The 24,403-nt window shown below is 66.1% G+C and carries 36 protein-coding genes and 1 tRNA gene; 18 read left to right on the forward strand and 19 right to left on the reverse strand.

The genetic code is table 11. The annotated features are described in order from the left end of the window. Window positions 1–8: 8 nt before the first annotated feature. The 14 genes from T8T21_RS08515 to T8T21_RS08580 form a co-directional block, all read right to left on the reverse strand. Window positions 9–500 carry a resolvase gene (locus tag T8T21_RS08515; protein ID WP_322335268.1) on the reverse strand — a complete coding sequence of 164 codons (492 nt, stop codon included), beginning with the start codon at window positions 498–500 and terminating at the stop codon, window positions 9–11. Between the two features lie 90 nt (window positions 501–590). Further along, window positions 591–788: a hypothetical protein gene (locus tag T8T21_RS08520; RefSeq protein WP_322335269.1), complete on the reverse strand. Its 198-nt coding sequence runs from the start codon at window positions 786–788 to the stop codon at window positions 591–593. Beyond that, window positions 781–1,146 (reverse strand): HNH endonuclease, encoded by a 366-nt coding sequence (locus tag T8T21_RS08525; RefSeq protein ID WP_322335270.1) that lies wholly within the window; start codon window positions 1,144–1,146, stop codon window positions 781–783. The genes T8T21_RS08520 and T8T21_RS08525 overlap by 8 nt, the downstream gene beginning before the upstream one ends. A gap of 125 nt (window positions 1,147–1,271) precedes the next feature. Beyond that, window positions 1,272–1,976: a hypothetical protein gene (locus tag T8T21_RS08530; protein WP_322335271.1), complete on the reverse strand. Its 705-nt coding sequence runs from the start codon at window positions 1,974–1,976 to the stop codon at window positions 1,272–1,274. Window positions 1,977–2,418: 442 nt separating this feature from the next. After that, window positions 2,419–4,290: a DNA primase family protein gene (locus T8T21_RS08535; protein WP_322335272.1), complete on the reverse strand. Its 1,872-nt coding sequence runs from the start codon at window positions 4,288–4,290 to the stop codon at window positions 2,419–2,421. Next, complete coding sequence (locus T8T21_RS08540) at window positions 4,287–5,414, reverse strand: DUF7146 domain-containing protein (protein WP_322335273.1); 1,128 nt, start codon at window positions 5,412–5,414, stop codon at window positions 4,287–4,289. Before T8T21_RS08540 ends, T8T21_RS08535 begins: the two co-directional genes overlap by 4 nt. Before the next feature lie 13 nt (window positions 5,415–5,427). Then, window positions 5,428–5,760, reverse strand: a complete 333-nt coding sequence (locus T8T21_RS08545; RefSeq protein WP_322335274.1) for a hypothetical protein — start codon at window positions 5,758–5,760, stop codon at window positions 5,428–5,430. Then, window positions 5,753–6,088 carry a hypothetical protein gene (locus T8T21_RS08550; protein ID WP_322335275.1) on the reverse strand — a complete coding sequence of 112 codons (336 nt, stop codon included), beginning with the start codon at window positions 6,086–6,088 and terminating at the stop codon, window positions 5,753–5,755. Before T8T21_RS08550 ends, T8T21_RS08545 begins: the two co-directional genes overlap by 8 nt. Beyond that, the gene (locus tag T8T21_RS08555) at window positions 6,085–6,660 is read right to left on the reverse strand and encodes a hypothetical protein (RefSeq protein ID WP_322335276.1); all 576 of its coding nucleotides are present in this window, start codon (window positions 6,658–6,660) and stop codon (window positions 6,085–6,087) included. Before T8T21_RS08555 ends, T8T21_RS08550 begins: the two co-directional genes overlap by 4 nt. Next, window positions 6,657–7,505 carry a ParB/Srx family N-terminal domain-containing protein gene (locus T8T21_RS08560; RefSeq protein WP_322335277.1) on the reverse strand — a complete coding sequence of 283 codons (849 nt, stop codon included), beginning with the start codon at window positions 7,503–7,505 and terminating at the stop codon, window positions 6,657–6,659. Before T8T21_RS08560 ends, T8T21_RS08555 begins: the two co-directional genes overlap by 4 nt. Then, window positions 7,502–7,696 (reverse strand): hypothetical protein, encoded by a 195-nt coding sequence (locus T8T21_RS08565; protein WP_322335278.1) that lies wholly within the window; start codon window positions 7,694–7,696, stop codon window positions 7,502–7,504. Before T8T21_RS08565 ends, T8T21_RS08560 begins: the two co-directional genes overlap by 4 nt. Beyond that, complete coding sequence (locus tag T8T21_RS08570; protein WP_322335279.1) at window positions 7,693–7,908, reverse strand: hypothetical protein; 216 nt, start codon at window positions 7,906–7,908, stop codon at window positions 7,693–7,695. The genes T8T21_RS08565 and T8T21_RS08570 overlap by 4 nt, the downstream gene beginning before the upstream one ends. Before the next feature lie 52 nt (window positions 7,909–7,960). Beyond that, window positions 7,961–8,479, reverse strand: coding sequence for a LexA family protein (locus T8T21_RS08575; RefSeq protein WP_322335280.1), 519 nt, complete (start codon window positions 8,477–8,479; stop codon window positions 7,961–7,963). 38 nt (window positions 8,480–8,517) lie between these two features. After that, window positions 8,518–8,970 (reverse strand): hypothetical protein, encoded by a 453-nt coding sequence (locus T8T21_RS08580; protein WP_322335281.1) that lies wholly within the window; start codon window positions 8,968–8,970, stop codon window positions 8,518–8,520. 128 nt (window positions 8,971–9,098) lie between these two features. Here T8T21_RS08580 and T8T21_RS08585 point away from each other — a divergent pair, with 128 nt between their 5' ends. The 12 genes from T8T21_RS08585 (at window position 9,099) to T8T21_RS08640 (ending at window position 14,879) form a co-directional block, all read left to right on the forward strand. Then, window positions 9,099–9,434, forward strand: a complete 336-nt coding sequence (locus tag T8T21_RS08585; RefSeq protein WP_322335282.1) for a hypothetical protein — start codon at window positions 9,099–9,101, stop codon at window positions 9,432–9,434. Window positions 9,435–9,616: 182 nt separating this feature from the next. After that, on the forward strand, window positions 9,617–10,453 hold the full coding sequence (locus tag T8T21_RS08590) for a tellurite resistance TerB family protein (RefSeq protein ID WP_322335283.1): 837 nt from the start codon (window positions 9,617–9,619) through the stop codon (window positions 10,451–10,453). A gap of 374 nt (window positions 10,454–10,827) precedes the next feature. Further along, on the forward strand, window positions 10,828–11,190 hold the full coding sequence (locus T8T21_RS08595; protein ID WP_322335284.1) for a helix-turn-helix domain-containing protein: 363 nt from the start codon (window positions 10,828–10,830) through the stop codon (window positions 11,188–11,190). 209 nt (window positions 11,191–11,399) lie between these two features. Continuing rightward, the gene (locus tag T8T21_RS08600; protein ID WP_322335285.1) at window positions 11,400–11,870 is read left to right on the forward strand and encodes a hypothetical protein; all 471 of its coding nucleotides are present in this window, start codon (window positions 11,400–11,402) and stop codon (window positions 11,868–11,870) included. A 604-nt stretch (window positions 11,871–12,474) separates the two neighbouring features. Continuing rightward, entirely contained in the window at window positions 12,475–12,903 is a 429-nt protein-coding gene (locus tag T8T21_RS08605) for a hypothetical protein (RefSeq protein WP_322335286.1), read from the forward strand. Next, window positions 12,900–13,148 carry a hypothetical protein gene (locus T8T21_RS08610; RefSeq protein ID WP_322335287.1) on the forward strand — a complete coding sequence of 83 codons (249 nt, stop codon included), beginning with the start codon at window positions 12,900–12,902 and terminating at the stop codon, window positions 13,146–13,148. The genes T8T21_RS08605 and T8T21_RS08610 overlap by 4 nt, the downstream gene beginning before the upstream one ends. Next, entirely contained in the window at window positions 13,145–13,510 is a 366-nt protein-coding gene (locus T8T21_RS08615; RefSeq protein ID WP_322335288.1) for a hypothetical protein, read from the forward strand. The genes T8T21_RS08610 and T8T21_RS08615 overlap by 4 nt, the downstream gene beginning before the upstream one ends. After that, entirely contained in the window at window positions 13,510–13,776 is a 267-nt protein-coding gene (locus T8T21_RS08620; RefSeq protein WP_322335289.1) for a hypothetical protein, read from the forward strand. The genes T8T21_RS08615 and T8T21_RS08620 overlap by 1 nt, the downstream gene beginning before the upstream one ends. Continuing rightward, entirely contained in the window at window positions 13,776–14,066 is a 291-nt protein-coding gene (locus T8T21_RS08625) for a hypothetical protein (RefSeq protein WP_322335290.1), read from the forward strand. Before T8T21_RS08620 ends, T8T21_RS08625 begins: the two co-directional genes overlap by 1 nt. Continuing rightward, window positions 14,063–14,398: a hypothetical protein gene (locus T8T21_RS08630; protein WP_322335291.1), complete on the forward strand. Its 336-nt coding sequence runs from the start codon at window positions 14,063–14,065 to the stop codon at window positions 14,396–14,398. The genes T8T21_RS08625 and T8T21_RS08630 overlap by 4 nt, the downstream gene beginning before the upstream one ends. 3 nt (window positions 14,399–14,401) lie before the next feature. After that, window positions 14,402–14,590, forward strand: a complete 189-nt coding sequence (locus T8T21_RS08635; RefSeq protein WP_322335292.1) for a hypothetical protein — start codon at window positions 14,402–14,404, stop codon at window positions 14,588–14,590. Window positions 14,591–14,642: 52 nt separating this feature from the next. Beyond that, on the forward strand, window positions 14,643–14,879 hold the full coding sequence (locus tag T8T21_RS08640) for a hypothetical protein (RefSeq protein WP_322335293.1): 237 nt from the start codon (window positions 14,643–14,645) through the stop codon (window positions 14,877–14,879). Here the strand turns inward: T8T21_RS08640 and T8T21_RS08645 are convergent. The 3 genes from T8T21_RS08645 to T8T21_RS08655 form a co-directional block, all read right to left on the reverse strand. Beyond that, on the reverse strand, window positions 14,876–15,832 hold the full coding sequence (locus T8T21_RS08645; protein ID WP_322335294.1) for a tyrosine-type recombinase/integrase: 957 nt from the start codon (window positions 15,830–15,832) through the stop codon (window positions 14,876–14,878). The genes T8T21_RS08640 and T8T21_RS08645 overlap by 4 nt on opposite strands. Window positions 15,833–15,971: 139 nt before the next feature. Continuing rightward, window positions 15,972–16,056 (reverse strand) — tRNA-Leu (locus T8T21_RS08650). 50 nt (window positions 16,057–16,106) lie between these two features. Further along, on the reverse strand, window positions 16,107–16,649 hold the full coding sequence (locus T8T21_RS08655) for a tetratricopeptide repeat protein (protein WP_322335295.1): 543 nt from the start codon (window positions 16,647–16,649) through the stop codon (window positions 16,107–16,109). Window positions 16,650–16,705: 56 nt separating this feature from the next. Here T8T21_RS08655 and T8T21_RS08660 point away from each other — a divergent pair, with 56 nt between their 5' ends. Next, window positions 16,706–17,437 (forward strand): rhomboid family intramembrane serine protease, encoded by a 732-nt coding sequence (locus T8T21_RS08660; protein WP_322335296.1) that lies wholly within the window; start codon window positions 16,706–16,708, stop codon window positions 17,435–17,437. Next, window positions 17,434–17,811 carry a GFA family protein gene (locus T8T21_RS08665; RefSeq protein WP_322335297.1) on the forward strand — a complete coding sequence of 126 codons (378 nt, stop codon included), beginning with the start codon at window positions 17,434–17,436 and terminating at the stop codon, window positions 17,809–17,811. Before T8T21_RS08660 ends, T8T21_RS08665 begins: the two co-directional genes overlap by 4 nt. A gap of 5 nt (window positions 17,812–17,816) precedes the next feature. Here T8T21_RS08665 and T8T21_RS08670 read toward each other — a convergent pair whose 3' ends face one another. Together T8T21_RS08670 and T8T21_RS08675 are read right to left on the reverse strand one after the other, a co-directional pair. Further along, window positions 17,817–18,611, reverse strand: a complete 795-nt coding sequence (locus T8T21_RS08670; protein WP_322335298.1) for an inositol monophosphatase family protein — start codon at window positions 18,609–18,611, stop codon at window positions 17,817–17,819. Between the two features lie 100 nt (window positions 18,612–18,711). After that, the gene (locus T8T21_RS08675; protein WP_322335299.1) at window positions 18,712–19,617 is read right to left on the reverse strand and encodes a LysR family transcriptional regulator; all 906 of its coding nucleotides are present in this window, start codon (window positions 19,615–19,617) and stop codon (window positions 18,712–18,714) included. Between the two features lie 86 nt (window positions 19,618–19,703). On the opposite strand from T8T21_RS08675, the gene metF reads away from it, so the two are divergent. From metF to T8T21_RS08695, 4 genes are all read left to right on the forward strand, one after another. Then, window positions 19,704–20,570: a methylenetetrahydrofolate reductase [NAD(P)H] gene (metF, locus tag T8T21_RS08680; protein WP_322335300.1), complete on the forward strand. Its 867-nt coding sequence runs from the start codon at window positions 19,704–19,706 to the stop codon at window positions 20,568–20,570. Between the two features lie 124 nt (window positions 20,571–20,694). Beyond that, window positions 20,695–21,723, forward strand: a complete 1,029-nt coding sequence (locus T8T21_RS08685) for a ligase-associated DNA damage response exonuclease (RefSeq protein ID WP_322335301.1) — start codon at window positions 20,695–20,697, stop codon at window positions 21,721–21,723. Further along, window positions 21,720–23,324, forward strand: a complete 1,605-nt coding sequence (locus T8T21_RS08690; protein ID WP_322335302.1) for an ATP-dependent DNA ligase — start codon at window positions 21,720–21,722, stop codon at window positions 23,322–23,324. The genes T8T21_RS08685 and T8T21_RS08690 overlap by 4 nt, the downstream gene beginning before the upstream one ends. Beyond that, window positions 23,321–24,400, forward strand: a complete 1,080-nt coding sequence (locus T8T21_RS08695; RefSeq protein WP_322335303.1) for an endonuclease/exonuclease/phosphatase family protein — start codon at window positions 23,321–23,323, stop codon at window positions 24,398–24,400. Before T8T21_RS08690 ends, T8T21_RS08695 begins: the two co-directional genes overlap by 4 nt. Window positions 24,401–24,403: the final 3 nt, after the last annotated feature.

Raw genomic sequence — 24,403 nt, forward strand, 5'->3', positions numbered from 1 at the left:
CGGGCCCGTCAGTTCACCATGCCGGGGAACTGCAGGTCGTCCCCCCATTCGTCATCGCCCCCCGCTGCGGCGGCTTCGGCATCGAGCTGCGCCTGCTCCTTCTTGCCCAGCCGCTCGACCTTCGACTCGGCTTTGCCACCGGCGGGCTTCTCCATCCGCTGGCCCGCGCGCATCAGGTCGGAGCGTTCGATCATCTTCGTCAGTTCCTTCAGCGCGGCGACGTTGCCGGCGTTCGCCTGCTCCATGACGATCTCGAAGCGCCGGGCATCGAGGCGGTCGCGCATCTGGTCGCGCTCCTTCAGCTCGGCTCTAAAATAGCGCTTCAGCGTCGCCTCGGAGACCGGGATCGCCGCCGCCACGCGGGTGTTAGACCACCCGAGCGCCAGCAACAGCTTGACTTTGTTGCGATCTTTTTCGGTGGCCTCGTAGGGCGGCCGACCACGCTGGCCCTTGCCGGGCCGAACGGGATTGCCGAACAGGTCGAAAATCTCGTCAGTCACGAAAAAAACCTCCACGTGAGACTATGCGCCGGTCTAGAGATCGCGGCCCCTCCAGGTTTCGACACCCCCCTCCCCCTCGGCCGCGCGCCCCTACTGGGTCCGCTCCCCGAGGCGGCGCTCGCGCACCACCACGCCTCGCGCGACCCATTCTCCGAGCCGGTCGGCAACGTTCAGCCTGCGAGCGACTGACAAAGGGAACAGAGCGATCAGATGGCAAAGCCCGATCGCCACCCAGAACCTCAGGCGCGGAATGCGTAGCGACAGAGCAAGGGTCACCCGATCAGCCATGGTTGCCTCCCTGATGAAAGCGACGGCGCTCCTCGCGTTGCTTCGCGCCGTCATGGCAGCCTTTGCAGAGGCACTGCAGGTTCCCGCGATCCCAGAACAGCGCCGGGTCGCCACGGTGCGGAGACTTGTGGTCCGCGACGAGCAGCGAGGTATCGCCCTCGATCCGATGGCACCGAACGCAAGTGAACGCCGCCTCGACCAGCACCTCCCAGCGAAGCGCCTGCCAGCGCGCCGTCTTGTACCAGCTGCGCCAGGCATGGCGCGCGTCGCGCTCCCGGCTCTCGCTCGGACGCTCGGCGTAGGACAGCCGGGGCGCCAGGGATCGGAGCGGCTGGCCCAGCTGCTTCAGTCGAGCCATGGTCCGCCTCGCGATGTTCGGAAAAGGAAACGCCCGGTCGGGTCTCGGGTCCCGCCGGGCGCACTTGGTGATGATGCCCTCAGGGCTACATCCGGTCGGCTTAATCGAAAAGCCCCTTTTTGATGTCAGAGAGCGTAAAGGCGATCCAGCGCCCCGCACAGCGCCTCTCTGAGCGGGCCACGCGTCCTTTGTGTGTCAGCCCATCCGTACTGCCTGCGAAGCTCATTGATCGTCACGCCCTGCACGCACACCGCATCGACCAGCTGACGCGCGCGGATCGTCCGGCGGGGATCGTCGACGCGGCGCCGCTGGGGCGCGAGCACCACTTCGTCGCCGATCGCGCGCAGCATCCGGCGGTAGCGCTGGATGTCGTGGACCACCGCATCGATCCAGGACGCCGAGCCGTCACCGGCTTTCGTCTGACCCTCGATCGAGGAGCACTTGACGCCCGCAGCCTCGACCCGCTCGGCCAGCGCGGCATAGACGCGGCCGGCCTCGACCTGGGCAATGGTGAAGAGTTCGGGGCCTTCGGGATCCCGGCGGCGCGCCTGTAGCTCCATCCGGTCGAAGGCATCGACCGTCGCGGCCGGGTGGAAGCCCTCGGTCGTAGCGCGCCGGGTGCGCAGCCCCGAGGGCGTCATCACCGTCTCGTACTGGCGCAGCACCCGCATCGGCCCCCGGCCCGGCGCAACCGGGATCTCCGGGCTGCAATCGATGGGCGGTTGGGCCTGAGTCAGCAACGCCTGCACGCGGTCCACCTCCGCCGAAAGGCGATCCTTGCCGGTGACGGGGCGCGCGGTGAGGCCGAGGAGGCTGAAATGCTGGGACATGGGCGGGTCTTTCTCAATATCTGGTGGTTCTAAATGGAAGATGCGCAGGATGATGTGATGACGGGAGGAGGGAGCGGGAAGGTAGGGAGGGTAGAGATTCTAACGGGAGGAGGAATTCAGCCTCGTAGTTCTATCTAACATTCTGTTTCTGTTTGTTATTTCTCCTTTTATGGGAAGGTAGGGAATGTAGGGAGGATAATTGGAAGAGTATGCCGTGAACTGATGTTTACCGGATCACGCTTCTCTCACGCGCACATGCGTAGGCGAAAACTGCCTCCCTACCTTCCCTACCCTCCCGCCGCGCCTCACAAGGTACTGGCAGGTCTCGACAATCCACCCAGACCCTTGATTTCGCCAGCCTCCCAGCGCCGCGTCTCTACCTTCCCTACCCTCCCGCGAGAGCGCATCGAGAGGGGTGCGGGGAGACCGGGACGGAAGGGGCTCACGCGTAATCCTCCGGCTGGTAGTTGGCCGACGCACCGGCATTCGCGGCGCTGTCGTCTCGGCCGACACCGATGGGCTGACCCTTGCTGTCGCGTGGCGCCGCCTTCCATCGCGCGGCGAAATCGCTCACCAGCCGGATGCCGTGGTACTGCGATAGGGATGCCTTGCCCTTGGTGAACCGCTTGCCCGTTGCCGGATGCTTCCATTGCTTGGACTTCACGGCGAGCTGGCGCGTCACGGTAGTGGGCTGCTTGGTGTTCAAGCCACGCTCGAGCAGGTGATAGTTGAAGGCGTCCGCGAGATCCCGCGAGAGAATGGTGTCGCTGTCATCGCCGGTGATCTCGCACGAGCTCATCAGGAACGAGCCCAGGGGATCGCTCTCCTCCCGGTACTCGTCCGTCGCGTCCCGCACCATGGACGGAGGTGCGAGGCCCTGCTCGAGATAGGCGCAGGCGCCCTCCACCAGCCAGGCGAATATGCCGACCCTCTCGGCCCAGAGCTTCTCCACGAGCTTGTCGTCACGCTCTTCGAGCGGGATCTGCACGTCGAACGGCACCAGGAGCATTCGGCGCCAGATGCCGTCGTCGATGCCCTGAATGCCGGGCTTGTGGTTGCCCGACATGGTGACCTTGAAATTGATCTCGACCTCGATCTGCTCGCCGTAGTTCGGCCGGACCGGGAGCGCTTCGCCACCGGTCATGTGCTTGATCATGCCCTCTTGCAGGGGCACCCCCTGATCGGGCTCGGATGTGCGGACGAACCGGGCCCCCAGGAGCGGCACCAGGTCGGGCGTCGCGTCGGCGCCGCCCCGTCGATTGGTGCCGGTGATCGACTCGATCTTCATCGTGGCGGCGTAGCTGTTCAGGACACGCGCCACCGTATCGACGAGGACGCCTTTGCCGTTGGCGCCGGAGCCGTAGAAGAAGGCGAGGTTCTGAACCTTCAGGCCGAGCATCGACAGGCCAAGCCAACGCGCAAGGAAGGCGCGCATCTCGCGGTCCGGCTGGATCCGCTCGAGGAAGCTCTTCCAGAGTTCGGACCGGGCGCCTGGCACGTACTCGACGGGCACCAGCTTCGTGAGCCTTTGCTCGCGGCGATGCGGGAGGACCTCGACCGAGGCCGACTTCCGGCCGCCCTCGTCATCGACGGCGAACCGCAATGCCCCCGAGAGCGTGTTCACCTCGTAGGGGTTGGTGTCGAGCGCCTCGAAAGGCACGGCGAGATCCGTTTCGCTTTCGTCGATCATGTGACCGAGCGAGGCGCTGTTGCCGGCGACGCGCGCATGGCCAAGCCTTCGGCCGATCAGCGACTTGTGGTCCTTCAGCGTCGCCTCGATCGACTTCAGTCGCGCGATGATCGTGCCAACCTCTTCGGCATGGCCCTCTGCGCGCTCACCCTCCTCAAGGGAAGCGAGCTCGGACTCGCGGCGGCGCAGCCGCTTCTCCTCCGCGATCAGCGCCTTCTCGCGCTTTGTCGGCTCGATGAACTGCGTCTCCTGCTCGATCAGCCGCCAGATGCCTTGCGCACGCGTCCTGACCCCGAGCTTGTCTTGGTCCTTCGCCCAATGCGTTCCCACCCAGGTGAACCAGCTCACGCGCGGCACATACATCAGGTCTTCGCCGTGATGGATGATCATTCTCTGGCCGTTGCCGTAGTCATTGAGCGGCTGCTCGGCCGCGCGGCGGAGGCGATCGAGCAGCTCGGCGTTGGCATGGTCTTCGGTGGGTTCGTCGCCGTCAGCGGGAGGCACGTTGTTTTCGCTCAGGGGGTCCGGGGTGTCGGTCGCGATCGGCACATCACCCATGTCGACCTCCTCGGCCGAGGCGATGCGGTCGCGCACCTCGCGCAGCGGATCGGTCTCATCCGTCATTGTGGGTCCCTCGTCAGAATATCGTTCAAGTCCTGTCCCTCGCCCGCATGGACGATGGAGATGCTGTCGAGCCCGCTGATGCGCGCACGGGCGCGACGCAGGCCGGAAAGAAGCTGGGCGCGGGTCACGCGCGGGTCGCTGTCGCCGTCCTGGATGAAGACCAGGCGACGAACCCAAGGCGGCGGCAGGAAGGCGGTGTCATCCTCGAGGTCGGGAATGCCGGCATACTTCATGCCCTTGCCGCGCAGCACGCGGCGGCCCGCCATGTTGCCGAGATCGATACCGGCCCAGTAGGCCGCACCGGGCAGCGCGTCGGCCGCGAGCGCAGTCAGCGTCGTCTCGATCCCCTCGCCCATCACCAGCGTGTCGAAGTCCCCCGGCCGCGGCCGGTGATGGGTCAGCCGGATGGCGCAGCCTTTCTTGGAGCCGAGGCTCTTCTTGCGATCGAGGATCTCGCCGTCGCGCTCGATCCGCGCCTTGCCCTGCGGCCGATCGAGATCGAACCAGGTGCGATGCACGGCCGAGAAGCCACCGCCGGGCAGCTGGATTGCCGCGAGCATGGCCGGGCCGCGATGGACCTCCTGCCAGCCGCGCCCTTCGGCCGGCACCATGTAGGGCAGCGCCGGCGCATAGCGCAGGCAGGGCGGCGGGCTTGATGCCAAGGCGTCGGGCAGACCACGCAGGCGCAGGTATTCGACAACGGGCGAACCGGTGGCGGGCACGGCCGCATCCCAGATGGCGCGGGCGGCCGAGACCGCCTCGGCGCGCTTGCGCTCCGCCACCCGTTCGGCCTCTGCCCGATCGCGCTCCCGCGCCTCTTCGCGCTGCCGGCGAACCTCGGGATCGATCTCACGCTCCGCCTCGCCCACGAGCCAGGCGAGGGCCGCCTTGAAATCGCAGGCGAGCACCAGCTCGACCAGGCGCACGCCGTCGCCGCCGCCGCAGTGCCGGCAGTTGAACACGCCGAGGTTCGGGTTGATCGAGAACCGATCCTTGCCGCCGCAAGCGGGGCACGGTCCCACCTGCTCACGCCCAGCAGGCTTCAAATCCTTGATGTTGAGGCGATGCGCGACCTTCTCTATCGGGATCGCGCGGGCCTCCTCGAGCCGGGTATCATCCATCATCGACATGCCCGCCTTACAGCCCACCGGTCAGGCGCTGCTGCGCCGCATCGGATCGGCCCGCATAGAGCATCAGCAGCGCCCGGCGCAGCAGCTCGTCTGCCTGCTCCGGACGGATGCCGGCAGCGCCATGGGCAACACGGCCCGCCTGCACGCGCACCAGCTCGATCGGTTCGGCCAAGGGTTCGTCATTCGGCTTGCCGAGGCGGTCAAGCACCTCCCGCAGCCGGGCGCGCAGGCTGTCGCGCACGTCGGCCGAACGGGACGGCGTCAGCGCATAGGTGACCGAGGTTTCGACCATCGCCGCCACCGCCGCGAGATCCACCGGATGACGTGGCCGCTCAGCCATGGCCGGCCTCGCGCTGCCAGGCATCGAAGCCGCGTGGGAGATCTTCGCGCAAAAGCTGCGCCGTGCGCTCGGCATCGCTGCGCACCGCGCCGTCCTTCCAGTCGCAGACGAAATGGAAGAGCGCGAGCCCTGCCCCTTCGGGATCTTCGGGCGCATCAGCAGCGAAGGCACTGACCGCGGCCATGGCCAGCGCATCGTCGGGCACGAGGTCCCGGGCATAGATTTCGAAGGCCTCGATCTCCCCGGCCGTGACGGGCCGCTGGCGCGCCTCGAGAGCGATCGTGAGCGCGCGGTACCCGAAGGCGATGCAGGGATTGAAGCCAGTCATTCCTGATCCCCCGAGCGACGCGGCGAAACCACCAGCTCGCGGCGCAGCGCAAAAGCCCCGTTGGGCTCGCGCAGCCGCGCCAGCAACCGCTCGGCCACGGCCGAGGGCTCGAAACCGGCGAAATCGCAGACCATGGCGAAGTCGGGCGAGCCGATCCACGCCGGGGTGGCCCCGCTCGCGCTGATCGGCGCGCCAAGATGCACGTCGATCGCGGACAACAGGCACTGGCGCAGCACCTCCTGCCAGAGCGTCCGGCAGCGCACGACGTCGGCGCTGTCGGTGCCGGACCACCAGTGCTCGGGCCAAGGCTCGCGGCGCTCGGCTTCGCAGGTGGCGTTGCGATTGTCCGCCTCCACTTGCGCCTCGATCAGCTGCCGCAGACCGCGCGCTGTGCGGCCGGGCATCTCGTCCGGACCAGTCCGCTCCAGTCGAGGCGAAGCGGCGGACGGGGATGGGAGCAGGCGGCCTCCGCCCGCCACCTTGGCGAGATCGGACAACAAGTCGCCCGGGCGCGAGGCGGGAACGGGACGGCTGGCCACTGCCCTCAGAGCGGCAAGGATATCGACGGTCATGACGGGATGCCTCCTTCACGATGCCAGCGCTGCAGCATCGCCGTCAGCGTCTCGGTGAGCAGCGCCATCTGGCTGCGCTGTGAATAGCCGGGCTGCATGCGAAGTCGGGCGACGTCGCCGTTGATCCGCGCCAGGTCGAGGTGATCGATGAAGGGGATCAGCGTGCCGAGCCGCACCTTCGGTGTCGCGATCACGGCGGCGATCAGGGGCTTGAGCGTTTCGTTGCTCCAGGCCTCGACGAAGCCGCCGCCGAAAGTCGAGCGGGCCAACGCCGTCAGCGCACGGGTGACCAGGTCGCCATGTCCGGCCTCGACCATCTGGCGGATCGCCGAGACGGCATAGACTTGCCGCACCTGCCGCTTGTCGCTGCTGGCCTGAAAGGTCATCAGCTCGCACCCGGCCGCAGCCACCACCCGCTGACATTCGACGGCCCAAGCCTCGCCCGCGGCCAGCGCCGCCTTGAACACTTGGATCGGATGCACGCGGGTCATCTCGCCGTTGATCCCGGCGAAGGCGGCGGCCTGGGCGGCTGGATCGAGATCGACGATCAAGCCCGGCACCGCCGTGTGACCGACGAGGGCCGCGCCATGGGTACGGTGCTGCCCGTCGATCAGCGCCAGGCGATCGCCATCGATGGGCGCGGCCATGACGGGCGAAAAGCGCGTCCAGGTGAAGCGCGAGGCGATCCGGTGGATGATCTCCCAGTTCGCCTCGAGGAGTGGGCGCTGGTAGCGATCGTCAATCACCAGCCGCGCGATCGGGATCCAAAGAAGCTCGGGACGCGCCTCGATCGGCAGCTCCTCCGGCATGGGGCGGTCAGAGACGTCGATGCTGCGATAGCTCACCAGTAGCCCTCCAGCACCTTGGCCGGACCATCGCCGGATTCCGCCAGGTCCGCGGCGCGCACCCGGTTCGTGGTGACCAGCACGGCGCGCTTGTCGACACCATCGGTCCGGGCAATGGCGAGGCAGGTCTGGCCGGTGCGGCGGCGCTCGATCCAGCTCAGCACGATGTCATCGGTGTAGACCCGTTTCATGCGAAGGCCTCCTCGATGTGATCCGCTAAAGCGCGCAGCTGCGCCGGCATGTCGGAAGTCACGGGGCCGGAGAAGATCGGCTTGCGATCGGCGGGCCGGAGGGCCTCGCACGCGACCAGCGCGAAGAAGGTTGTTGAATCGCGCTCGCGCACAACCTCGACCGCGAGGTGGGCGAGCGGAAACCGGGCCCGGGGGGCCGCCAATGCCGTCATGAACTGCTCTCCTCTTCGTTTTTTCGGTCGCGGTCTCAGTTGCCGCGCCGTCTTACGTCTCGGGTAGGTTTCGATCGGTGGTCGGCCGGGCGTCGCCCGGGGTCGCTTCGTGCGCGCGGCCGATGCCGGCGAGCATGTGAATGTGGCCGGTCTCTTCCGGGCTCAGTCCCTCGCCTGTCGCGGTGCGCATCTCGATCTCGATTAGGGCCTCGCGCAGCGCCTCGATCTGACGGAGGGCATCATCCAGGCGCGCGGCGTCGGACGTAGAGTGATCGACCAGGGCAATCGAACGCATCGCCCCCTTGCGGGAGGTGATGAAACCCCGGCTGGACAGGCCATCGATGAGCCGCGCCACGCCGCTTTTGGACGACAGCCCCAGCGCTTCGCGGATCTCTTCATACGTCGGCGGGACACCCTTGAGGGTCAGCTCGGAGCGGATGAAATCGAGCGCCTGCTTCTGGCGGGGCGTCAGGCCGAGTACGGGCATCCTATCGGCGAGACGCCCCGTGGAGCAGACGTTGACCCTGCGGCTCTCGAAGATTGGCGGCTGGTCGATCGAGATGGTGGGCATGATCTTGCTCTCCTCGTCGTTTCTTGTTGCTCGCAGCCTTAGCGGCCGCGCTGCCTCACGGCCTCGGCCCGCATGCGCGCCAGGACCTCGATCGCCTCGTCGATCTGCACGATGGTGTCGTCGCAATCGTTCGCGCAGCTGCTCAGCTTGGCCTTGAGGGCCGAGGCCACCACGTCGCCGAACTCCTTCGCCGCGTCGCCGCTCAGCGCGATCAGGCAACCAGGGCCGCTGACGTCGAGCGGCTGGAAGACCCCGCCGGCCAGCGTGCAGAAATGCCGCGCGATCGGCTCGGCCGAGGCCGCGCACATCCGGCCCAAGCGGTCGAGGTAGTTCGCGCCGAGCCCGCCCGGGCGGTCCTCGTTGACGGCTGTGCCGTAGCTCAGCACCGAGATCGAGACGCCAAGATCCGAGGCCGTGTTCTCAAGCCCGCCATTGGCGCGGTAGGCCGCGGCGATCGCGGACTGGATGCTGTCGGGACGGTTCTTTCTCATGCTGCTGCCCTCGCCTCACCAGCTGGGCGGCGAACCATGGACATGTCACTTTGACATGAGGCATGTTTGGCGCGCGCCGGTGCGGGAACACCGACGCGCTTTCCCATACGGCTATGAGAGGCCACCGCATGGAAACCATCCTCGGCAAGGGTCTGAACGACCTTGCCAATCTGGTAAGCGAGAAGTGGTACGCAGGAATGGGACTGACCGGATTGATGATCCTGCTGGGACTCCTGCTCTTCGACACGCCACATGACACGATCATCGTGGGCGCCATCGCCGTCGCGCTGATCGGCATTGGCTTCGGCGAGGGGGAGTGCCGTACCTTTCAGAAGTTCGCGGACAACAAATTCATCTACACCCGTCCTGTCCGACGTCTGAATGGTCCTGGCTTCACACTCTACTTGATCGGCACAATTGGCCTGATCGTCGCCATGACCCGGGGCTGGGCACTCTACGGCTGACAGGACGATCTTCAGTCCGCGATCTTTACGGTTGACCGCCGGAGCCATCCGGATTCTGTCGGGGCGGTTTTTTCTCATGCCGCCACTCCCAAACGATAGAAACCTTTACCGCGATCTGACTTACCCCGCCTACACTCCCCCTGAAGTTGATTGAGAATCACGAGACAACGCGGAGGCGGAGAATGCAGACGATCCTGGAATGGCTTGAGGGCCGGAGCCCTGACATCGACACTCCCCCTGCCTTCCCTGATAATCTTTTGAACGTGCATGGCCTGACATCGACGGACAGCGCCGACATGCACGAGGTCGCCGATGAGGCGGTTGAGCTCGAACCTGTCTTCGCTGTGATCGATTATTGCGATGCGACCGGCGCAAAGACGCGCCGCCGCATAACCATGCGCAGCCTTAGCCGCGGGCCGAATGCCCCGATCCTCCGGGCTATCTGCCACGAACGTCGAGCGCTCAGGGCCTTCCGATGCGACAGAATCCAATGCTTCGTTGACGAAGACGGTGTGGTGACGGAATGCCACGGATTTTTCCGCGAGATCATGGGCATTGACCTTGGAGGCTTGGCCCCAGCCGTTGACCCTCAGGCACTGAACTTGGCCCGGCGCGCCCGGGATCGTCTCCGCCCAATGCTGTCGGTCCTGGTCGCAGCCGCGCGCTCGGATGGACATCTCCACCCAGAAGAACTCGATGCCATCTTGCGCTATGCCGAAACCGAAGCCCTCCGCCTTGAAGATGAAGGCGAGTTCGACGGACCAATAACCTTGGAGGTCTTGGACCAACTTGCCCGCCTCCTGGTGCACATGGCGCCCCAGCGTTCCTCGATCGAAAATTACTACGAACGTACGCGTGATCTCTCTGGCGCAGCAGAGATCAACTTCGAGCGCGCCCTCCGAGAAGTCATCCTCGCAGACGGTCAGATCGCAGCCGGAGAGGTCGCCTTCGCTGAAGAGCTGATTACTTCCTTCCGCGAACGAAGAAGAGCGCACATGGAGGGGGTATCGAGCCTCTAGCTTCACTGCGAAAACCTCGGATGGGTGTTGACTCGACCCGGCTCGGTGCGCGGGTCAGGTTGGGCGCATGAGGCCGGTGTGGGGATATGAGATGAATGGGGGCACATCAGGCAGCGGCGCCCGTCGGAGGCCGCCGAGGCGCATCATCTGCGGGGACCCAAGAAATTGCTGGTACTGCCCCTCCCGTCTCTCGCTCGATGCTTGCAGCAAGCCTAAGACTGGGAGTCATCGATCCGTCCTTCAGGCGCGAAATAGTGGCCTGGGTGGCTCCTACGCGCTTTGCAAAGTCCCCTTGGCGGGTTCCGGTTTCGGCGAGGTATTGAGAGAGGGTTTGCATGCCCTCCATATACGAGACAGGAATATGCGGGTCAAGTATGAAGATGCGTGACGCGTATTTGCCAGTGGCAGAACTTCTTGCTCATCATTGGCGCATGACGAACATTGCCCACTATCGGAAGATGCGGGGGCTCACGCAGACGGATCTCGCGGAGATGGTTGGCGTGAAGCAGCCGCACATCTCACGGATCGAGAAGGGGGACGATGGCGTCTCGCTCCGGCTCTACAAGGACATCGCAAGCGCCTTGCATGTTGAACTGTACGAGCTTTTCACCGACGAGATGAACGACTCCGAGGCGCTGCTCCTTGAAGCGTTTCGGCAGGTCCCGCCTCAAATCCAGAGGAGCTGGATTGAGATGGCGCGGGTGGCAGCAGCCCAGCCCCAGACAGAAGATCAATGAGATGGCGGCGCTGCTGATCCGTCATCTGCCGAACAAGGTCAGCGAACTCGCCTTCAGGGGTTTTCATCCTTCCACCTCTCGCCTTCATGGGCGGGAACAATATGAGAACGTTCGCCGGTGTCCAGTCACGCAGCGTCATTTTCTCTGCGGGATCGATGTCTCCATCCTCAACCAGGCGCGCGTAGACAAGCCGCAGAAAGAGTACCCGCATGGCACGACTGATCGACTGCTCCATTCCAAAGGTTATCGGCTGCGAAATCTCCCTGAGCTGGGGCGGCAAGCTGCGTATCAAGCTGCCTTATGGGTGGAAGTCACATGCCTACGAGCATGCCGACATCGCCGAAATACTGCCTATTGACGAGGAAAAGTACCGGTCGGCCGGCGGCGCGGCCATAGGGGCAATCGTCGGAGGCGTACTGACAGGCGGCATCGGCTTTCTTGCCGGGGCCGCTATCGGCGGAAGACGTCGCCGCAATAGCAGTTACTTGATCCGCTTCACGGACGGCCAGTTCGTGGCTTTTGAGGAGAAGAAAAAACCCAACCTCATCGTTCTTGACCACATGCTTGAAACTGAGAAGGTTCGCGTAATGGCCTCCCCACCGAGCCAAAAGAACAAACCGGAACAAGTTTCGTCCGCCCAACCCCCTTGTTCTCCGGCGCCTAAAGGTGGCGACTTGTGAACGGGCGGGCAATCAGGCTGTGACTTGGCGACCGCGAAGAGTTTGGCGCCGCAGAATCCTAGCGGGCATCCTACTCCTCGCCGTCGCCCCTGCCCTGGCGGGCATCTCATTCATCGAGGACTGGCGGGAGGCCCCCGTGTTCCCCCTCGCCCTAATCGCGTTCGGCCCGCTGACCGTGATCAGCCTGTTCGTGGCGCTGACGCCGTTCCTGGAGGGGTGGTGGTTGAGGAAGCGGCGGGGGTGTGGCGGCAAATGATTGTTAATCTCGCCGTCCGGACTGTCGAGATGCACGCCTGTGCCCTTAATCAAGTGAATAAACCCGTCCCGGCTCCATAGGCCAAGGTAAAGGGCGCCGGCTCGGATCTCGATGCGGCGCTTACCCTTAGGCAGCGGTACGATAGCGTCGCTCATCATCTCTCCTCGCCCGGCCCCGCGCCGGGCTTTTTCATGCGCCGCCATCCGGCGCCGACGACAATGCCATAGCGATAGCTAACGAATCGAACCAGTAGCAAAATACCTGTGTCGTATATTAATACTTGACCTGTATATTCCTGATACGTATTGCTTGACCCATACCGCACCCCTGCGGCCATGGGAGACCCACATGCCCCCCGACCTGCACCACCGCGTATCCCGCCTTGTCCATGCGCTCGATCGCATGACTGCGGAAGAACGCACCGAAGCGATTGCCAACGAGGTAATCGAGACCGGCGGCATCTGGCAGATGCCGGCGAAAGACGATCGGTGCCGCTTCCTCATTTCCCTGCATGGCATCGAGGTGCCCGGCTGTGATGCCGACAGCGCTGCGATGCACTGGCATATCGATGCCCGCAGTGCGATCGGCGGCTGGCCCCATCCGGACCATGACCCCGACCTGCGCCGCGCCCAGCTCGAATGGGCGCAGATGATCCTGTTCATCGGCGCGGAGGATCTGCGTAGGCAGGCGGCCGCGATCGCGATGCTCTGGTCTGCCAGCCAGATGGTGCGCGATGCCGCGCGTCTGCACCTCGAGCAGCGGGAGGCGGCAGCATGAGCCGCCCCTACAACCCGCCCGAAGCCAAGGTTGCAGAGATGCTCTCTCGCTTCACACCGCGCCAACTGGCGATTGGCTATTTGCGAGCCCAACACCGAGCACGCGGCGCCGAGGTAGCCTTTCACCTAATGGCCAGCGTCAATGACATGACGCTTTCCGCCGTTACCGGCGACTACAAGGGCGCCCGCAATGCTGTTGAGACAGCAAAGACGCACCTTCGCACGTCCAAGGAGCCCAGCGAATGACCGCGCTCGCTGACATTCCCCGCGTCCATCCAGCGCGTCCGGCCAATGACCCGCGCCCGCCCCTGTCGGCTGAAGATCGGCGCGCGTTGATCGAAACCGAGAGCTTGGCTAATTCGCTGGAGGACCTCGACCGCGCTCGCCGCCGGGACAGGACAGTCATTGCTGACGTCGATCGCCTGACTGCGGCCCCCGTCCATGATGTGATCGACGTCGTCCCGCTGGAGAGCGACAGCTTCGAGTATCGCGTGATGTCCGGGTTGGCAGCCTTCATCGGCGCCGCGGCGGTTATCCTGGTCGCGACCTTCGCGCTGTCGCTCCTGGCGGATCTGCCGAGCGTGCTGGCGAGGGGGATGGCGCCGTGATGGATCTCTGCACCTGCGCCCCTTGCCTGTGCTTCGACGAGATCGAGCGCCTTGAGAGCGGCATCGAACTCGCCCTCGACATCCTCCACTCCGGGCGCACGGCCGAAGCCGAGGCGGTGCTGGCAACCTTGGTCGACGGCACGGACCCCGAGGTCGAGGCCGCGCGCGAGGCGCTGCGTCGGACGCTGATCGAGCAGTGGCAGGGCATCTACGGTCCGCGACAGCCCTTCTTGGAATGGGCGCATGCGCGCCGAGGAGCGGCATGATGATCGACATGCTTCGCGCGAGTTTGAATACGCCATCCGGCTGGCAACCCATTGCAAGCGCTCCGAAAGATGGAACGCCCGTCCTGCTATGCGACGGCGGCCTTATCGGCCTGTTCTATTGGGGCAATCCGGGGCCCGGGCGCTTCGGCCAGAAGATGCCCGAGACATGGATCGGCGCCGTCGCCATAGGCCCCGCGACCGAATGCAGCCACCCCTTGCCGCCTGTCGTGAACATGATGGGCGCCGAGGCAACCCACTGGGCCATGCTGCCCGAGCCGCCGGCAGAATGAGCCATCAGAGGAGCGAAGCCATGTGCGGTGAGTGCCGCGATCTCTTGAACGAGGCGATGAACCTCGCTGTTCGCTCTGAGCAATTCGAGGGGCAGCGGCGCCGGGAAGCCGCGCTCGATGCCTCGGTCGATCCCGAGAGCTGGCAAGCCAGCGGCCAGTTCGACGCATATGTCCAGCGCCACAACGCGCGGCATCCGAGCAGCCGGATCGCGACGCGCAGCATGACGATGCACCTTTGGGTGCAGGACCAATATGACAAGGATTTGGCGTCGTGGCGGGGACGAGCGGCCGCTCACCTGAGCCAATGCAACGATTCCAGACAGGAGCCCTAATTCATGCCCAACCCCATCATGAAGTATTTCGAGTACGCTCACCTGCCCCCGCACCTTCAGGTCGTCAGTCGGCCCTTGGGTGAACTGGCGGCACAGATGAACGAGCAGCTGCCCGATGGTCCCGAAAAGAGCGCGGGCCTTCGCAAACTGCTCGAGGCAAAGGACTGCCTGGTTCGGGCGGCCCTCGAATGAATACCGCGTCCCGCCGCCCGTCGACGCCCACCCCGCATCGGAGGAGAACCCCATGCCTGCCGCTCAGCTGATAGCCGTGGATCCAGAGGCGCTGGATCTCATCCTGGCCAGGCTGTCCGCCCTCGAAGAGCAGGTGCGCCAGGCGCGCATCGTGCCCGAACCGCAATGGCTGACCGTCAAGGAATACGCTGCGAAGATCGGGCGCTCGGAGCGCACGGTGTTGCGCAAGGTCGAGGCGGGCGAGCTCGAGACCAGGCACATGTCCGGCGTTCGGATGATCCGCGTCTAGTCGAGACGGCGGGCGAGCTCCTCTGCCGTCTCGTTGTAGTACGACTGGAGCTGGGAGATGTTCTTGTGCCCAACCATCCGCGCCAAGGCGAGCACGTCGAGCTTACGCGCCAGCCTGGTGATCGCCTCGTGCCGGCTGTCATGGTAGTTCAGCCCCTCCACCTTGGCCCGACTCCTGATCTTGCGCCAGAGTGGATCGAGGTTCGCGATGTTGAACACCGGGTCCATCTTCGGCAGGGCCTCCAGAAGCCGTACGGCCTCGGCCGAGAGAGGGACCTCACGCGACGTTCCGTTCTTTGTCATGGGAAGCCGGACGATCCGCCGCGCGAGATCCACGTCGCGCCAGCGCATGGCGGTCACCTCCCCGGCACGCATCCCCGTCTCGATCGAGAACAGGAAGGCGTGAAAGGTGCGTCCCGTCGCCGTCGTCAGATCGGTGCCGGCGCTGATCTGAAGCCGCTCCATTTCCTCGGATGTCGGGCGCCGATCGCGCGGCGGCGGCTCGCTCGGCCGGCGCACGTCCGACAGCGGGTTGACCGAAATCATCCCCCACTCCTTGCGCGCGACATTCAGCACGGCCGACAGAAGCGTCATCTCCCGCCGCACGGAGCCGGGAGCCACCTCGCGCAACCGCCTGTCGCGCCATTCCGCGAAGTCAGCGGGTTTCAGATCGTCCATGGCGATCGCGCCGATGGTGTCGGCCTTGAACCGCTCGAGTCGCAGCGTCTCCCATCTCGCACCCCGCTTGCCCGGGGAGACCTCGCGGGCGTAGCGGTCCAGGACATCGCGGAACGGCGCTCGGGTCCTGATGGCGTCGGCATTGACGATGGCGTATTCCTGCCGGGCCGCCCAATCCTTGGCCTCGGCCTTGCTGGCGAACACCTTCGACCTGCGGACGCCCTGCCGGGCCACCTCCGCGCGCCAGCCTTTTCCATGCTTACGTATGCTCGCCATTTTACGCACCTGCGGGATTCGTGCGTAAAGGGGTGTCAGGAATGCGCGATTCTCGCAAGACAGCGCGCCCGCATCTTTCCGCATGGCGCGCAAAATGTCCTTAATTTGCTGTATATATCGGACGTTTATGGGTTTTTCTTGGTGCCCGCGGCCGGACTCGAACCGGCACGCCCGAAGGGCAGGAGATTTTAAGTCTCGTGTGTCTACCATTTCACCACGCGGGCACGGGCGGCAGGCTTACGATGCCCGCGCCCGACGGTAAAGCGTCCTCGGCTCAGATATCGGTGCCCGGTGCCTCGATCAGGCTGCGCTCGGGCAGCCAGGGATTGAGCGCGAGCGCGGTGTCGAGCGCGCGCCGCGCCTCGGTCTCGCGGCCCAGTTCCCAAAGCGCCAAAGCCCGCCCTGACAGCGCGCCGACATGATCGGGCATCCGCTCCAGCGTCGCGTCGATATCGGCCAGGGCGGCCGCGTAATCGCCGCGCAGGTAGTGCATGTAGGCGCGCTGGTTCCAGCCCTCGGCATAATCCGGGCATTCCGCGACCAGTTGGTCGAGAAGCTGCAGCGCCGCTTCGTCCTGGCCGCCCAGACGGTGGGAAATGGACCGATCGAGCAGGTCCTGCGCCGCCGCGTCCGGCGCGTCGCGCCACAGCTCCCAGAGCCGGTCCATCAGACGCTGCGCGGTGCCGGGATCGGGGGCGCGGGCCAGCCGCTCGGTCAGCTGTGCCCTTTCCTCGCCATGGTCGGGCGGCGGCGGACAGTCGCGTGCCGCCGCCGGAGCGGCGGCGAGACACAGGACCATGGCAGCGGCACGGATCATGCTACATGCTGCCCAGGCGCGCCCGCGCCAGTCAAGCTTTCCACATCGGACCCCGCATGATCCCGATTCGCGACCACAACCCTTCGACCCGCACGCCCTGGGTCACCTGGAGCCTGATCGTCATCAACATCGCGATCTATCTGTGGATGGTGGTGACGCTCGACACCGGCGATGACTTGGCGCGCCTCTATTACGACTGGGCGATGATCCCGGTGCGGCTGACCGCGCTGGAGAACCCGGTGGCGCTTCTCAGCTCGCTGTTCCTGCATGGCGGGCTGTTCCACCTGCTCGGCAACATGCTGTTTCTGTTCATCTTCGGCGACAACATGGAAGAGCAGCTCGGCCATGCGGGCTTCGCGGGCTTCTACATCGCTTCGGGGGTGGCGGCGAATCTCGTGCAATACGCGACCGAGCCGTTCTCGGTGGTGCCGACGATCGGCGCCTCAGGCGCGATCGCGGGGGTGATGGGCGGCTACCTGCTGCTTTTCCCCCGCGCGCGGGTCGACATCTTCGTGCTCCTGCGGGTCGTGCCGGTGCCGGCCTGGCTGGTGCTGGCGGTATGGTTCGGACTGCAGGTGCTGGGCGGGCTCGGCGCCGATCCGACCACGGGCGGCGTCGCCTACTGGGCCCATGCGGGCGGGTTCGCCGCCGGGCTCGCGCTGACCGTGCGGCCATGGCTCCGGCGCGGCGGCCCCGCCTTCTGGAGCCGCACCCACGGCCTGCCCCCGCACCCTCCTGCCCCGCCGCTCGGGCGCAGCAACATTCCCGTCGTCAGGAGACGCCGATGACACTCCAGCAACCGGTTCATCATCTGAGCTGCCATTGCGGCGCGGTCGAGCTGCGCGTGCATCTTAAGCACGGCCTGTCAGGCGCGCATCGCTGCGACTGCTCCTATTGCCGCCGGCGGGGTTACATCGCCGGGCCGGTCGATCTCGACCAGCTGGAGCTGCTGCGCGGGGCGGAGGCGCTGACGCTCTACCAGTGGAATACCATGACCGCCAAGCACTGGTTCTGCCGGATCTGCGGCATTCACACGCATCACCAGCGCCGTTCGAACCCGAACGAATACAGCGTCAACATGGGGGCGATCGCGGGGCTGAACCCCCGCGATCTCGGTGAGATCCCGTGGTCGGACGGCGTCAATCACTCCGCCGACCGCTAGCGGGCTCAGGCCTCGCGGGCGCGGACCAGCTTCGCGAACTTCTCGAAGATGTCGGCATTGGCCGCGACGAGGTCGCCATGCTCGAGGGGGTCGTGCCCGTCGCGGATCGGGCCGACGAAGCCGCCGGCTTCGGTGACGATGATCATTCCCGCCGCGATGTCCCAGATCTTCAGCTCGCGTTCCCAAAAGCCCTCAGTGCGGCCGGCTGCCACATAGGCCATGTTGAGCGCGGCCGAGCCGTACTGGCGCAGGCCCGAGACCTCGGGCGCGATGCGGGCGATGTCCTGGATCATCGCGGGCAGCGTGCGGCGCCCGGCGCAGGGCACGCCGCTCGAGAAGATCGATTCGACCAGCCGGTGCCGCGCCGAAACCCGCAGCCGGCTCTCGTTGAGCCAGGCGCCCTCGCCCTTCTCGGCGTGGAACATCTCATCCTTGACCGGGTCGTAGATCACGCCGGCGACGATCTTGCCCTTGTGCTCAAGCGCGATCGAGATCGCCCAGTGCGGCATGCCGTGCAGGTAGTTGGTGGTGCCGTCGAGCGGGTCGACGATCCAGCGCCGGGTCGGGTCCTCGCCCTCGATCGGGCCGCCTTCCTCGCCAAGGAAACCATAGGAGGGGCGCGCTTCGAAAAGCGCCTCGCGGATGGTCTGCTCGGCCTGCCGGTCGGCGCGGGTGACGAAGTCGCCCGGCCCCTTGGTCGAGACCTGCAGCTGCTCGACCTCGGCGAAATCCTTGAGCAGCGCGCGACCGGCGCGACGCGCGGTCTTCATCATCACGTTGAGATTGGCGGAACGGGCCATCGGGGCCTCCTGAGGCTTGGGGCTGTCAGGCCCTTCGGGGCCCTGAGATGTACGGATCACGGCGCCATAGCCGCTTGGCGCTCGCCGGGCAAGAGGGCGCTCAGCCGCGCTGCAGCTTCACCGCCTCCTGCCGGGCCAGCCGGTTGAAATGCGCGATGTAGGGCCGGGCGGTGTCCTCGCTGCGGGTGGCGGCATAGAGCCTGCGGGTCCGACCCTGCGCCGTCAGCGGCCGGATCGCGTAGTCGGGATGGCCGCGCAGGTGCCGCACCACCCAGTCGGGCAGCACCGCCACGCCGCGCCCGGACGCCACCAGCAGCAGGATCACCGCCGTCAGTTCGGCCTGGCGGATCGCCGCCGGCTCCACCCGTGCGGGCGTCAAAAGCTCGGTAAACACGTCGAGCCGCGCCCGCTCCACCGGGTAGGTGATCAGGGTCTCGCCGGCGAAATCCTCGGCCTCGACATGCGGACGGTCGGCCAGCGGGTGTCCCGAAGCGCAGAGGAACACCGGCTCGTAGTCGAAAAGCGGCGTAAAATCGGTCTCCGGCAGGTCCTCGGGGTCCGAGGAGATCACCACGTCGACCATTTCTCGCCGCAGCGCGGGCAGCGCTTCGAAGGCAAGGCCGGGACGGATGTCGATATCGACCTCGGGCCAGGCCTTGCGGAACTGCTCGAGCACCGGCAGCAGCCATTCGAAGCAGGCATGGCATTCGATCGCGATGTGCAGCCGCCCGGACTTGCCCGCGACCAGCCCCGCGAACTCGGCCTCGAGCTCGGCGACGCGCGGCAGAATGTCCTCGGCCGCGGCCAGAAGCTTGAGCCCCGCAGCCGAAAGCTTCAGGGGCTTGGAGCGGCGCACGAAGAGTTCGACCCCGGCCTGATCCTCGATGCCCTTGATCTGATGCGACAGCGCCGACTGTGTTATGTTCAGCAGATCGGCCGCCCGAGCCAGACCGCCGGTGTCGTGGATGGCCTTGATCGTGCGCAGGTGCCGGAACTCGATATGCAAGTGAAACTCATCATCGTGGTGAGGGTTATGAATTTGTCTCACGTCACCCGATCTGCGACAAGCTCCCCATCCAAAGGAGATCGTCCATGACCCGCCCCGCCGTCAGTTTCGAATTCTTTCCGCCGAAGAACATCGAGGGCTCGTTCCGCCTGTGGGACACGGTGCAGGCGCTGGCGCCGATGGGCCCGGAATTCGTCTCGGTGACCTATGGCGCCGGTGGGACCACGCGCAAGCTGACCCATGAGGCGGTGGACGCGATCCACAAGAAGGCGGGGCTGCGCGTCGCCGCCCACCTGACCTGCGTCGAGGCGACCAAGGCCGAGACGCTGGACATCGTGCAGGGCTATGCCAAGGCCGGGGTCGAGGAGATCGTGGCGCTCAGGGGCGACCCGCCGAAAGGCTCGGGCGGCTTCCGGCCGCATCCGGAGGGCTTTTCCGGCTCGGTCGAGCTGATCGAGACGCTGGCGGCGATGGACCGCTTCCGCATCCGCGTCGGCGCCTATCCCGAGCGGCACCCCGACGCGGCGCATGAGCTGGCCGATGTCGAGCATCTCAAGCGCAAGTTCGACGCCGGTGCCCATAGCGCCATCACCCAGTTCTTCTTCGAGGCGGACACCTTCTTCCGCTTCCGCGACGCCTGCGAGAAGGCCGGCATCACCGGGCCGATCATCCCCGGCATCCTGCCGATCGAGAACTGGAAGGGCGCGCGCAAGTTCGCGGCGATGTGCGGCACCTCGATCCCGCAGGTCATGGCCGACGGCTTCGATCACGCGAAGGATCAGGCCGAGGCCGACCTGCTGGCCACGGCGCTCGCCACCGAGCTGTGCGACAAGCTGATCGCCGGCGGCGCCGAGCACCTGCATTTCTATACGCTCAACAAGCCGGACCTGACCCGCGACGTCTGCCACGCGCTGGGCATCACGCCGAAGGCCACGCTGAGCGAGGTGGCCTGACCCGCCGGGGGCTCCGCGCCCTCGCGTATCAGGTCCACTGCGATGGGAGGGGCGCGCCCCCTCCCCTTCACCGCTCCACAAATACGCCCTACCCGGCCCCGCCCCTCGCACTACCCTCGGGGGTATGGCCGATCTGCTGACTTTCACCGACCGGGGCATCTACTGCGAAGCGGGCGATTTCTACATCGACCCCTGGCGCCCCGTTGACCGCGCGCTCGTCACCCATGGCCATGCCGATCACGCGCATGAGGGGATGAACCGCTACCTCGCCACGGACATCGCTGCCCCTGTGATGCGGCACCGGCTGGGCGATATCTCCCTCGACACGATCCGCTATGGCGAGACGCGCCGCATCGGCGACGTCACCGTCTCGTTCCACCCGGCGGGCCATGTGCCCGGCTCGGCGCAGATCCGGGTCGAGCGCAAGGGCGAGGTCTGGGTCGCGTCGGGCGATTACAAGACCATCGATGACGGGCTCTCGACCCCGTTCGAGCCAGTGAAGTGCGACGCCTTCATCACCGAATCCACTTTCGGTCTGCCGGTGTTCAAATGGACCCCGCAGGCGGATCTGGCGCGTGACCTCAATGCTTGGTGGGCCGCCAACGCCGCCGAGGGACGGTTCTCCCTGATCGGGGCCTATGCGCTGGGCAAGGCACAGCGCATCCTGTCCTTGGCCGACAGTTCGATCGGCCCGATCCTGACCCATGGCGCGGTCGAGAACACCAACGCGGTATTGCGCGCGCAGGGCATCAAGCTTCCCGACACGATCCGGGTCACGCCCGATCTCGATCTCAAGGCGCATGCCGGCGCGCTGGTCGTCGCCACGCCCTCGGGCCTTGGCGGCCCCTGGGCGCGGCGCTTCAACGTCGCGGGCAACCCGGCCTCGACCGCCTTTGCCTCCGGTTGGATGGCGCTCAGGGGGGTGCGTCGCAGGCGGGCGGCGGATCGCGGCTTCATCATGTCCGATCATGCCGACTGGCCCGGCCTGAACGCCGCGATCCGCGAGACGGGGGCGCAAAGGATCTTCGTCACCCATGGCTACACCTCGGTCTTCCGCCGCTGGCTGGAGAGCGAGGGCTTCGACGCCCATGTCGTCTCGACCGAATATGCGGGCGAGAACGTCGATGCCGACGACGAGGGGGAGGCTGCGTGAAACGCTTTGCCGAACTGTTCCGCGCCGTCGACCAGACCACCCGCACGACCAAGAAGGTCGCGGCGATGGCCGCCTATTTCGACGAGGCGCCCGATGCCGACAAGCTTTGGACCATCGCGCTGTTCTCGGGCCGCCGTCCGCGCCGGACGATCACCGCCACCGTGCTGCGCGAATGGGCGGCCGAGCGCGCGGGCATCCCGCTGTGGCTGTTCGAGGAAGCCTATCCGATCGTCGGCGATCTTGCCGAGACGATCTCGCTCGTCCTGCCTCCGGCCGAACGGGAGGAGGACCGCCCGCTCAGCCACTGGATCGGCGAGATCCGCCGCCTATCGAAGCAGGACGATGCCGCGCGCAAGGCCGGCATCCTCGCGGCCTGGGACGTGCTCGGGCCGACCGAGCGGCTGTTGTTTACCAAGCTGCTGACCGGCAGCTTTCGCGTCGGGGTGAGCCAGAAGCTGATGACCCGGGCGCTGGCGCAAGCCACCGGCATCGACGAGGCCGAGCTGACCCATCGCCTGATGGGGTCGTGGACGCCCGACGACATCTCGTGGCACGCGCTGGTGCACGAGCCGGACCCGACCGCGAGCCTGTCGCGCCCCTATCCCTTCTACCTCGCCTACCAGCTCGATAGCCCCGAAGATCTTGGCGATCCCGCGAACTGGATGGCCGAGCGCAAATGGGACGGCATCCGTGGCCAGCTGATCCTGCGCGGCGGCGATCACCATCTCTGGTCCCGCGGCGAGGAACTGATGACCGACCGGTTTCCCGAGCTAGCGCGGATGAAGGATTTCCTGCCGATGGGCACCGTGATCGACGGCGAGATGCTGGCCTGGGGGGAAGAGGCGCCGCTGTCCTTCAACGCGCTGCAAAAGCGCATCGGCCGCAAGACGGTGCCCAAGAAGCTCCTGGCCGAAGCGCCGGTGATCCTGATGGGCTACGATCTGCTGGAGCAGGATGGCGAGGATATCCGCACCCTGCCATTCGCCGAGCGCCGCGCCCGGCTCGACGCGCTGGGGACGGATCTGCCGCCCGAGGCACCGTTCCGCCTCTCGCCGCTGGTCCCGGTCGAAAGCCTCGACCAGCTCGCCGAGGAACGCGCGCGCTCGCGCGAGTTGATGGCCGAGGGGCTGATGCTCAAGCGGGCCGACAGCCCGTATCTTGCGGGACGCAAGAAGGGTGATTGGTGGAAGTGGAAGGTCGATCCGCTCACCATCGACGCGGTGATGGTCTATGCGCAGGCCGGCTCCGGGCGCCGCGCCAACATGTTCACCGACTTCACCTTCGCAGTGAAGGACGGCAACGGGCTCGTGCCCTTTACCAAGGCCTATAGCGGCCTGACCGATGCGGAGTTTCGCAAGATCACGGCATGGGTGCGGAAAAACACGCTCGAACGCTATGGCCCGGTGCGTCACGTCAAACCGGAACATGTTTTCGAGATCGGCTTCGAGGGCATCCAGCCCAGCCCGCGCCACAAGTCCGGCGTCTCCCTGCGCTTTCCGCGCATGCTGCGCTGGCGCCATGACAAGCCGCTGGACGAGATCAACACGCTCGACGACCTGCGCGACATGCTTGCCGCCTATGGAGGAGACACCGCCGCATGAGACATGCCCTCGCCGTCATCGCCGGGATCGTCCTCGCTCTGCTGATCATCGCCTCGGCCCTGCCGCTGTGGGAGACCGACACTTGGTGGGTGCGCTATCTCGATTTCCCGCGCATGCAGTTCGCAGCGCTGATCGTGGGGTTCTGGGCGCTGATGGCCGGTCTGGGCGGCATTGGCCGGGGCGCGGCGCGCTGGCTGACGCTGCTGGCGGTGCTGGCGCTGGGCTACCACGGCTATCGCCTTTGGCCCTACCAGCCGCTGGCCGCGAAGATGGACCCCGGCCTCGCCAGCTGCGCGCCCGAGGAGCGGCTGAGCATCCTTGTCGCGAACGTCCAGCGTTCGAACCGGCAGGCGGAGGAGGTGATCGCCTTGGCCCGAGAGCAGGATCCCGACCTCTTCCTGGTGCTGGAAACCGACGAATGGTGGGACGAGGCGCTCTCCGCACTCGATGCCAGCTATGACCACCACCAGCAGGACATCCCTTCCGAGGCCACCTATTACGGGATGCACGTCTTTTCGCGTCATCCCTTCGCCAGCGCCGAGATGCGCTTTCCCTTCGGGGCCGACACGCCCTATTTCGACGGCGTGGTCGAACACCCGGCGGGTCAGGTCCGCGTGCTGGGGGTGCATCCCCGACCGCCGCATTACTTCCAGCCCTCGACGCTGCGCGACGCGACCATGCTTCAGGCCGCGATCGAGGCGCGCGACGGTACCCTGCCCGCGATCGTCGCGGGTGATTTCAACGCCGCCGCCTGGGAGCGCACCGCCCGCCGCACGCTGCGGCTGGGGCAGCTGATCGATCCGCGTGCAGGGCGCGGTCCGATGCCGAGCTTCGACGCCAATTCGTGGTGGATGAAATGGCCGCTCGACCAGATCCTGTGGCAGCAGGGGCTGGCCATGGCCGATTTTCAGGTGTTGCCGGGCATCGGCTCGGACCATTACCCGGTCCGCGCCGATCTCTGCCTCACCCCAAATGCCGATCAACGCCTCGTCGCCCCGCGTGAGGACGATCCGGCCGAGGCGGAGGCCACCTTGGAGAAGGCACGCAGCATGCGCGACGAGGCCTTCGACGGCTGAGCC

It is taken from the genome of Limimaricola variabilis, from assembly GCF_034371605.1.
GTDB classification, from domain to species: domain Bacteria; phylum Pseudomonadota; class Alphaproteobacteria; order Rhodobacterales; family Rhodobacteraceae; genus Limimaricola; species Limimaricola variabilis.